The following is a 9,582-nucleotide window of genomic DNA, read 5'->3' on the forward strand; positions in this document are numbered from 1 at the left end:
GTTATAGAGGGCATCCACATATTTACCCACTTCGGGTGTAGATCCGGAGGTTACCTTCTTGATCTTGGTAACGGTATGTTCTTTATCCCCCGGGTTGATCCGTTCCGGGCTGTACCCCGCAAAGAAATCTTTGTTAAACGTCAGTCCTGAGACTCTCTCCAGCACCGGCACGCACTCATCCTCGGTCACACCCGGGTAGACGGTCGATTCATAGATCACCACATCCCCCTTTTTCAAAACCTTACCTACGGTTTCACTCGCCTTATGCAGCGGCGTGAGCACCGGACGATTATGCTTGTCGGTGGGAGTTGGAACGGTTACGATATAGACGTTGCACTGTTCAATACCCGCAGTTTCTGACGTTACGCATAAACCATTTACAGTAGGATCAAAGGATGTTCGTAAAACACTCTGTAAATAGTCATCCTCCACCTCAAGAGTACGGTCGTGCCCTTTGTGTATCTCAGCTACTCTCTTCTGATTGATATCAAATCCAACGGTTGGGAATTTTTTACCGAATTCAACGGCAAGCGGCAACCCCACATAACCCAGCCCGATAATCGCAATTTTACTATTCTTGATGTTCAATGAATCGTACCTCTTTATGATTAATTCTATTCTTAATTCTTGGCAATAACGATCGCAAAAGATATTGAAAAAAGTACGCCTCCGCCATGAGGATTTTTTAAATGATTGGCAAGAAGAAAGTGGCAAGTACATTCACCGCAGTGGAAACCGCTGAGTAGGTGCACAGAGTTCATATGAAAAAACAATGTGTCCGCCGTGGTTAAAAAATCACAAACTACCTACTACTCACTACCTACTACCTACTACCTACTACAACCTGCTAACTGAAATGCTCCGCGTAAATCTGCGAGTTCATCTGCGCAAATCAGCAAGAACAGTTCACCGCAGAGGTCCACAGAGTTATCCGCAGAGTAGCACAGAGTTCATATGAAAAAACATCGTGTCCACCGTGGTTAAAAACAGTGAACAGTGAACAGTAAACAGTTTGATCTTTCTGTTTAGAATAAAAAAATTACTGCTAACTGCTAACTGCCGACTGTTCACTGATCACTGAACTCCCGTTACTCCACCCTGCCTCTCCAATAACCCGGCTCCTTATGCAAATGCATTACGGCGACTACATAAATTAACGTGAGCTCGATTTAAATTGAATATATAGCTATGGAAAAAGTCCCCTCCTTTTTCAAGGAGGGGATTTAGGGGTGGTTCAAACCAATTTCTGATTAGGTTTGAAGCCTGTATTCATCAAGGCTACCTCCCCCAACCCCTCCTTACACAGGAGGGGAGAATTAAATTCATGATTCTTATGTCGAACTCACATTAAATTATATTATCGGAATCACTGTTATGATAGAGTACCCCATAAGGAAACCGATGGGTTAAAGATCTGCGGAGGTTTTTTGAAATCGACGTCCAGGCCGTAGGGTTGATGCGTATTCTCTCTAACACTCTCTTGACTTCACCTGAAAACTTTATCCCGAGCCCTCTCTCCTGCCCTTCGTAATACTCAATCGCCTTCGTAAACTCCAACTCAGCATCCGGATGAAACTGGACAGTCATCGAGAGGTACACAGTGTTGTTTAAGAAAACATTGTGTTCGCCGTGGTTAAAAAAGTGAACAGTGAACAGTGAACAATAAACAGTGAACAGTTTGATCTTTCTGTTTAGAATAAAAAAATTACTGCTAACTGCTAACTGCTAACTGCCTACTGTTCACTGAAATCCCACGCCGGAATTCGGCAGACGAGGCAAATCAATCCTTTAAACAGGTACGGTTTCCAGCCTAAGCCTGATCAGATCCTTTTTCTCTAAAGTGGCCAAGTGAGATGTGCGCCCCTTCTTATCTACAAACTCCACTTCGGCTGTCGTTTCAGAAAGATCAGCTACAACTGTTCCTACATCCCCCCTGTGCAGGTTTTTGTCCGGGAAGTCTTTCAATATGGCAACCGTATGAAGTTCTTTAATCGTATCCATAATTTAAATTATGTGATAATGTAGCAAGTTACAAGTTCAGGTGTTTTGCGGCCCGTTCTCAGGATCCATATCGTTTTAACGAGTGCACTCCGGTTTTTAATATGTATTGAAAGATCAGCGCTGAATCCTTTTCCAAATTGATCCTCAATACCGGGTATGATCGTCGCATTTCTCATCTCTTGTATCATCTCCTCTTTTAATTGCCGAGCCTCAGCTTTTCCGATCCCTAATTGCGAAGAAAATACTCTTGCTTTGTGCTTTCCAACAGGATGATTCTGATTTAAACAGTAATCTCTCAGTTTACGTATATCAATATGGTATTCTTTAAAATCCAAACTTTTATGATCTGGATAAGATGGTTGAAATAGATCAATGATATCAAAAATGAAGCCTCAAAGTCCAACAATCTCCCCTAATAAGGTAGTGCCGAAGCCATGCGTAGGCGAGGGGTGTTAATCGCCGTGGTTAAAAACAGTGAACAGTGAACAGTTTGGTCTTTCTGTTTAGAATAAAAAAATTACTGCTAACTGCTCACTGCCTACTGATCACTGAAATCCCCCCACGCCGGAATTCGGCAGACGAGGGCTCACTTCTGACCGGCAATCACCACCGCCGTAAAATATGATTTACGATAACGGATCGTTATATTTTTAAACAGCAAGGCCGCTACATTAAATCATTACTATTATGGAATCGAAATCAGAAAGGAAAATCAGTATCGCAAAAAAAGTATTAGATCTAACAGACGATTCAGTATTAGATGAAATTGAACACCTGCTGGCCGAGACCGAGACCATAGCTTATACTTCTGATGGAAAACCTTTAACAAAAGCACAATATAAAAATCACCTTGAGAGCATCAGCAGCGATATTCAATCCGGAGCAAAAACCTATAGTATCGATGAGGTTAGAGAATATGTTATAAATCGAAAACCATGAATGTTGTATGGTCTGAAAAAGCAAGAACATCTCTTGCTGATATTTATGATTATATATCTCAAGACAACCCCGCAGATGCCGACAAAGTACTTGAAGCACTTTTACTGAAGGCCGAGTCTTTAAATGACCCACGTGTTGAACATCCCGTAGATCCCGTTCTCAACACCCCAAAGTACAGATACATTCTACAATGAAACTTCAAAATTGTTTATGAGAGAACTGATAATGAAGTAATCATTCTCGACATTTTCCATACCAGCCGTGATCCCGGTAATTTGATTCTCTGAGAACCCTTCACCGCAGAGGAACACAGTGTTTTCCGCAGAGTTGCACAGAGTTCATAAAAAAAACATCGTGTCCGCCGTGGTAAAAAACAGTGAACAGTGAACAATAAACAGTAAACAGTTTGGTCTTTCTGTTTAGAATAAAAAAATTACTGCCAACTGCCAACTGCCAACTGCCAACTGCTAACTGCCAACTGCCAACTGCTAACTGAACCACCACTACCTACTCCTTATTGCTCACCGAAAAAGACGCGCTCAGACTCTGCTAACCGGTGTTATCTCGCTCCCTCTATCAAACTAAAATTGAAGTTAATCAATACTATACAGCCTGTCGCGATATACATTTACCAATTTACTCTTGCTGCTAAGTTCAAGTATTTCAGTCCAATGGATAGATAAAAATTCATAAAGCTCATTCAGGCTCATATTTCCTACTTTCAAATGAACCACTTTAGGAGGCGGGTCAGATATCATAATTCGATTTGAAAAGTCGGCATCTTTTGTGATAATCGTCAATTTATGCTTCTTAGCATAATTCCATATTTTCTCATCACTCCAGCTATCGCCCAAATCAGACTGGTGGACAAAATTCTCTCCTTTCCATAGAGAGAAATAATAGGGTAAGTTTGCATCAACTAAATATTGAGGCATTACACCATCTGCTTAATGGTATAGTTATTTTCCATCATACCGGCTGCAAATCGAAGAACGGCATCAATATCCTCCGGCTCAAGCGTTGGATACTGCTTTAAGATCGATTCTTTACTTTCGCCGGCAGCCAAAAATTCAAGGATCGTTTGTGCGGTAATCCTTTTACCTCTAATTACCGGTTTTCCATTGCATATAGCCGGATCAATAGTGATTCGTTCAATTGTAGTCATAATCACATCTTTAGTTATGTGTAAATGATTAACGAATATATCAAAATTATAATTGCCGGTAATCTATTTTCTGATTTTGTCCAAAAAACCACTCACCGCAGGGGACGCAGAGAGGTACACAGTGTTGTTTAAGAAAACATTGTGCCCACCGTGGTAAAAAACAGTAAACAGTAAACAGTAAACAGTGAACAGTAAACAGTAAACAGTAAACAGTAAACAGTAAACAGTGAACAATAAACAGTAAACAGTTTGATCTTTCTGTTTAGAATAAAAAAATTACTGCTAACTGCTTACTGATCACTGATCACTGAAATCCCCCACGCCGGAATTCGGCATACGAGGGCCTTCCGTACATCAAGATCGTTCACCGCTGATTAAATTCAATAAAACAATCTTATTTATGCTGCCGTATTAAAATCAATAAAACCCATCTTAATTCCGTCTGCCAAAGCGCGTTCCACTTTCTCTTCAACCTGTTTAGCTGTGTCACTATCCACATACTCCTCTCCGCACTGATCACAAATCATTGCAGGGACATCACGGACCACTACAATTTCTTCCTCGCCCATCTGAAACGTCAAGACTGTTTTTCCTTTTTCCATATTCGCAGTACAATTGGGACAGTTCATGTTACCTCCTTTTGGTAAAGTCCTTATTCCATTTATCCTTGTCAGGTTCATACACTGTAATGATCCATAGTATATCAGAATCCTCATCCGGAGCAGCTACAACGTGCAAAGGACGATTTCTACCGGTATAGCCCAATAACAAATAACTCTTTAAAGGTGTATCATTCGGATACTCCTTGATAAAGTTAGGCTTTATCAAAGCCTCTGATCTCCCATCGAGGGGAGTACGGCGTGAGCCGGGTGGGGTGTTAATCAACGCTGTACCCTTTAATTCTCTTTTCAACGGCATGCTTTTTATAGTTGATACGGCCATCAACCGCACACCTTCGTATTATATCATTAACCTTAGAGTCCACAAATAAATTTAATGAATGTGTTTAAGTAGAATGTACAAAAACAATATCTAATCAGTCATCTATGTGCACATCTTTTCACTACGTGTACAAAAAATGAGCCCCGCGAAGCAATAATCCGCCCCGAATGCTCGGTGAGAAACCCTTCACCGCAGAGGAACACAGTGTTTTCCGCAGAGTTGCACAGAGTTCATAAAAAAAACATCGTGTCCGCCGTGCATTCGCCGCGTCCGCCGTGGTTTAAAACAGTGAACAGTGAACAATAAACAGTAAACAGTAAACAGTAAACAGTAAACAGTTTGATCTTTCTGTTTAGAATAAAAAAATTACTGCTAACTGCTAACTGCTAACTGCTAACTGATAACTGATAACTGCTAACTGATAACTGCTAACTGATAACTGCTAACTGCTAACTGCTTACTGCAAACTGCCAACTGCTAACTGCAAACTGCTAACTGACCTGCTCCGGTTCTTGATGTTTTTTCTGAATCCGTTCGGCAGATCGATGTGCTTCACGCTCTGTTTTTCTCTCTTTGTAAGTGAAATAGCGTTCAATATCGATCAATCCGGTTTTTTTGAAAAATGCCCGTTTATACCCCGTAGTCGGCAAAAACGTCACCATCGAGAGGATGATCACTCCCAGTACGATATTATTATTCAGATGAGAAATAGAGATCGCCAGCAAGCCAATCAGGATGGTTACCAGGTAGAGCATCACGGCCGTCTGACGCTGAGAAAATCCGATCTCCAGGAGCTGATGGTGAACATGATCGCGCCCGGGCGTAAAGGGGCCGTCACCCCGCGCTAATCGTTTCATGAAGACCGTCAGCGTATCATAGAGCGGAATGGCCAGGAAAGCGACCGGCAATATCGCCGAGGCATCGCTGTAGATCATGGAAAAGTCTCGTATTTCGCTCAAACCGATATACTTCACAGTCAAAAATGCCAGTAAAAAACCGACAACCAGCGAACCGGTATCACCCATAAAAATATTGGCCGGATGAAAATTGTGCAGCAAAAATCCGAGCAGCGCTACCGACGTAAACAGTGCCAGGATCATGAGAGGCATCTGTCCGGCAGAATAGAATCCGACAGCCAGAAAGAGCGAAGCGATCATGCCGATCCCTCCGGCCAGCCCGTCAATGCCGTCAATCAGGTTATACGCGTTCATGATAACAATCACCGTAAAAAGCGTCACCGGAATGGAGAGATAGAGCGGAACCTCCCCTGCCCCGAATACGCCATGAAAATTCCCGATCATGGCGTTGCAGCCAAAGATGATCAAGAGGCCCGTTGCAAGTTCAACCGCAAGTTTTTTGTTAGGAGAAAGCCCTATCAGGTCATCCTTCAGGCCGGTAAAAAAGAGCATCACCAAAGCGGCCGATAGGTATCCAAAACCGGTCAGGTGATCGGCATAGCCGCTCAGGGCGTATCCGATAAAGAGGCCGATAAAGATGGCGACTCCGCCCAGGGATGAGATGTACCGGTCGTGCAGTTTGCGCTCTCCATCCGGCTTGTCATAAAGATCTTTGTAATAGGCTACCTTGATTAACAGCGGTATCACGGAATAAACGATTCCGGCTGTCACCAGGGCAGCTATGGTAAGCTGTAGCAGTGAAAGTTCCATCTTAAATTATTTTCTTGCTCTCGTCGTATCTGTAGCTGGCTGATATTTTCTATTTGGGGCCGTAAGTCTGAACTCCTCTGATCTTAACGTGTACCGTTTTAATAACATACATCTTTATTGAGTTGATAAAAATAGTGTATTTCTATCAATTTAAGAAATTTAACAACCTATATTCTAATGACAGGCAAACATCATCGCTATTTCATCACAGAACCCAAAAATCTCCCCTATCAAGGCGAGGGGTGTTAATCGCCGTGGTTAAAAACAGTAAACAGTAAACAGTAAACAGTGAACAGTGAACAGTGAACAATTTGATCTTTCTGTTTAGAATAAAAAAATTACTGCTAACTGCTAACTGCTAACTGCTAACTGCTAACTGCTAACTGCTAACTGAACCACCACAACCTACTACCTACTACCCTCTACCTACTACCCTCTACCTACTACTTACTGCTCAATGATAACCACTCGTCGCACGAACCGCCACAAAAGCACGCCGGAATTCGGCAGACGAGGAATCACTGCTTACTGTACAGACCGGCAAAGTTTATTCACTTTCTTATCAAATGAATGAATCCGATGATGGTTAACACGATGGTAGCTAACCAATAGTGCGTCTACAAAATCAATATTTTCAGTTTTGTAAATGTTCAGAGATTCATAGCTAACTGCCTTATCCACAGTTGATATATTTTGATATGCCAAGAGTTCAGTGAGAGCAAAACAAATTCTACCGGATGGTATGTCATAAACCTTTTCAAGCACATATACAACTTCGGCTAAAACTTCCATAGGTATGTAAATTTCCCTATGGTCAATGATTTCCTTTGATTTAATGAAATGACTTTTATGGTCTTTCAGTAAATATCGAAGAATCACATTTGCATCAACGATTTCCATACTTCTCTTTTATAGCTTTCTCCCACCCCATTTTTTCATCTTTAATGAGATCAGGGTCGCTAAATTCTGAAAGTAAACCGGCCGCTGAACCATCAGATGGACCGGAGTCACTTCTCTCCTCTCGAATGATAATATCAACTTCTTTACCCAGCCAATTCTCCAGTTCAGCTATTTCCAGGTGCGTTGATTCTATTTTCCGTTTGATTTTAATTGTGTCCATTTGAAATAAACCCGGTATAATTAAAGTTCTCTCACTACTGTTTTAATTAACGAAAATATTTGCAAAAAAGTTATCACTCTTCAAAATCCCACTAACAAGGAGAGTCTCCGCTTCAGGCGGAGGAGGGTTGTAACTCATCGTTGTGTCCGCCGTGGTTAAAAAATCACAAACTACCTACTACTCACTACCTACTACAACCTGCCAACTGAAATGCTCCGCGTAAATCTGTGAGAAGGATGCACCACAGAGTTACACAGTGTTTTCCGCAGAGTTACACAGAGTTCATATGAAAAAACATCGTGTCCGCCGTGGTAAAAAACAGTCAACAGTAAACAGTAAACAGTCAACAGTAAACAGTAAACAGTGAACAGTGAACAGTGAACAATTTGACCTTTCTGTTTAGAATAAAAAAATTACTGCCAACTGCTAACTGCAAACTGCTAACTGCTAACTGATAACCCACGCCGGAATTCGGCAGACGAGGGCCTTCCACAAACCGTATCCCTTATGCCGTAAACCATTTTTTCGTTACCTTCCTCCCATCAATCTCAAAACAATAGTAACACCTCAAGACGTGCAAAAACCCAACAATTACACCCTGATACTCACCCTTCTCACCATCCTCGCCACAATCTGGATCGGTCCGCTGCCGAAGGCCAATGCACAAGTTTCAAGCTTCAAGCTTCAGGCTGTCCCGATGGGTCGGGACTGCGAACAGCACGCAGCAAGCTGTAAGCTGCAAGCTGCCAATTGCCAACCGCCAACTGCCAACTGCCAACCGCCTTCTCACGACTCAAGACTCACGACTCAAGACTCAATTCACACGACTCAAGACTCAAGACTAAACCTTAAACTTTCATCATCCCTGATCACATCCTCCGCCCGCTCTCTCCCCTTCCACCTTCACTCCAATCGTCTCGGCACCGTCGATCCAAACTCCACCAATTTCCTGAACCGCATTCGCGCAACGGGCGATCTCTACCAATCCGAAAATTTTACATTGGACTACGGCGCAGACCTCGCCCTCCGCGTCTCCGGCAACTCCACCGCCTTTTTCCCGGAACTATACTTGGGCGCAGAATACCGCGCCTTCCGCCTGGACTTTGGACGATTTAATCGGCCCATCGGTCTCAACAACCACAACCTCTCCATCGGCTCGATGATGGTCAGCCGCAACGCCGTGCCCATTCCGCGCATCATGCTCTCCACGCCTGAGTTCACCGATGTGCCGTGGACCAACGACATCCTCGAATTCAAAGCGATGGTCAGCCACGGGTGGTTTACGGATGAGCGCTACGTGGACTCCCCCTACCTCCACCAGAAATACCTCTACCTGAAGGTGAACGCCACCAAATCGCTCTCCGCCGTTGGGGGGATTGTTCACAACGCGCAGTGGGGAGGCACGCATCCCACGTTTGGACGAGCTCCGCAATCCTTCTCCGACTACCTGCGCATCGTCTTCTCACGGGCGGCCGACCCCGACAGCAACGCCCCGCCCGCGCAGATCACCAACGCCCTGGGCAACTCCGTGGCAGCCTATGAATTCGCTCTGCAGTACGAAGGAACCGGTTTTGACCTCTCCGCCACCCGCCTCTTCTACCTGGAGGACTCCGTCTCCAAACGCTTCCGCAGCCCGTGGGATGGCGTCTGGGGCATCAACCTGGAGTTTCATGATGAAAACAGACTCTTAAACGCTCTTACCTACGAACACATCAACACCCGCCGGCAGGATGCCAAAGCGGATGAGG

15 protein-coding genes are annotated in these 9,582 nt (G+C 43.6%); 3 read left to right on the forward strand and 12 right to left on the reverse strand.

The features are described from left to right. The 4 genes from BG260_RS12240 to BG260_RS14625 form a co-directional block, all read right to left on the reverse strand. A partial coding sequence (locus tag BG260_RS12240) for a nucleotide sugar dehydrogenase (RefSeq protein WP_408005571.1) occupies positions 1 to 582 on the reverse strand: 582 nt, incomplete at its 3' end. A 765-nt stretch (positions 583 to 1,347) separates the two neighbouring features. Next, positions 1,348 to 1,587, reverse strand: coding sequence for a hypothetical protein (locus BG260_RS12245; protein WP_069133110.1), 240 nt, complete (start codon positions 1,585 to 1,587; stop codon positions 1,348 to 1,350). A gap of 201 nt (positions 1,588 to 1,788) precedes the next feature. Then, positions 1,789 to 2,001, reverse strand: coding sequence for a DUF4926 domain-containing protein (locus BG260_RS12250; protein ID WP_083750302.1), 213 nt, complete (start codon positions 1,999 to 2,001; stop codon positions 1,789 to 1,791). 8 nt (positions 2,002 to 2,009) lie between these two features. Further along, complete coding sequence (locus BG260_RS14625) at positions 2,010 to 2,336, reverse strand: DUF6883 domain-containing protein (RefSeq protein WP_069133112.1); 327 nt, start codon at positions 2,334 to 2,336, stop codon at positions 2,010 to 2,012. A gap of 352 nt (positions 2,337 to 2,688) precedes the next feature. On the opposite strand from BG260_RS14625, the gene BG260_RS12260 reads away from it, so the two are divergent. Beyond that, positions 2,689 to 2,940 (forward strand): hypothetical protein, encoded by a 252-nt coding sequence (locus BG260_RS12260; RefSeq protein ID WP_069133114.1) that lies wholly within the window; start codon positions 2,689 to 2,691, stop codon positions 2,938 to 2,940. Continuing rightward, positions 2,937 to 3,134, forward strand: coding sequence for a type II toxin-antitoxin system RelE/ParE family toxin (locus BG260_RS12265; protein WP_069133119.1), 198 nt, complete (start codon positions 2,937 to 2,939; stop codon positions 3,132 to 3,134). Before BG260_RS12260 ends, BG260_RS12265 begins: the two co-directional genes overlap by 4 nt. 399 nt (positions 3,135 to 3,533) lie before the next feature. On the opposite strand, the gene BG260_RS12270 is transcribed toward BG260_RS12265, so the two are convergent. The 8 genes from BG260_RS12270 to BG260_RS14495 form a co-directional block, all read right to left on the reverse strand. Then, positions 3,534 to 3,875, reverse strand: a complete 342-nt coding sequence (locus BG260_RS12270; protein WP_176719493.1) for a DUF5615 family PIN-like protein — start codon at positions 3,873 to 3,875, stop codon at positions 3,534 to 3,536. Beyond that, the gene (locus BG260_RS12275; protein ID WP_069133121.1) at positions 3,875 to 4,105 is read right to left on the reverse strand and encodes a DUF433 domain-containing protein; all 231 of its coding nucleotides are present in this window, start codon (positions 4,103 to 4,105) and stop codon (positions 3,875 to 3,877) included. Before BG260_RS12275 ends, BG260_RS12270 begins: the two co-directional genes overlap by 1 nt. Before the next feature lie 398 nt (positions 4,106 to 4,503). Next, complete coding sequence (locus BG260_RS12280; RefSeq protein ID WP_408005570.1) at positions 4,504 to 4,821, reverse strand: type II toxin-antitoxin system MqsA family antitoxin; 318 nt, start codon at positions 4,819 to 4,821, stop codon at positions 4,504 to 4,506. Then, positions 4,736 to 5,047: a DUF4258 domain-containing protein gene (locus BG260_RS12285; RefSeq protein ID WP_218089774.1), complete on the reverse strand. Its 312-nt coding sequence runs from the start codon at positions 5,045 to 5,047 to the stop codon at positions 4,736 to 4,738. Before BG260_RS12285 ends, BG260_RS12280 begins: the two co-directional genes overlap by 86 nt. A gap of 491 nt (positions 5,048 to 5,538) precedes the next feature. After that, the gene (locus tag BG260_RS12290; RefSeq protein WP_069133125.1) at positions 5,539 to 6,714 is read right to left on the reverse strand and encodes an MraY family glycosyltransferase; all 1,176 of its coding nucleotides are present in this window, start codon (positions 6,712 to 6,714) and stop codon (positions 5,539 to 5,541) included. A 525-nt stretch (positions 6,715 to 7,239) separates the two neighbouring features. Then, positions 7,240 to 7,614 carry a PIN domain-containing protein gene (locus BG260_RS12295; protein WP_069133127.1) on the reverse strand — a complete coding sequence of 125 codons (375 nt, stop codon included), beginning with the start codon at positions 7,612 to 7,614 and terminating at the stop codon, positions 7,240 to 7,242. Beyond that, entirely contained in the window at positions 7,601 to 7,834 is a 234-nt protein-coding gene (locus BG260_RS12300; RefSeq protein ID WP_069133129.1) for a hypothetical protein, read from the reverse strand. Before BG260_RS12300 ends, BG260_RS12295 begins: the two co-directional genes overlap by 14 nt. A gap of 859 nt (positions 7,835 to 8,693) precedes the next feature. Beyond that, a complete protein-coding gene (locus BG260_RS14495) occupies positions 8,694 to 8,819 on the reverse strand; it encodes a hypothetical protein (RefSeq protein ID WP_281179606.1) in 126 nt (41 codons plus the stop codon). A gap of 15 nt (positions 8,820 to 8,834) precedes the next feature. On the opposite strand from BG260_RS14495, the gene BG260_RS14415 reads away from it, so the two are divergent. Beyond that, positions 8,835 to 9,582: capsule assembly Wzi family protein (locus tag BG260_RS14415; RefSeq protein ID WP_245683966.1), on the forward strand; the 748-nt coding region annotated here is incomplete at its 3' end.

This window comes from Rhodohalobacter halophilus, assembly GCF_001715195.1.
GTDB classification, from domain to species: Bacteria; Bacteroidota; Rhodothermia; order Balneolales; family Balneolaceae; genus Rhodohalobacter; species Rhodohalobacter halophilus.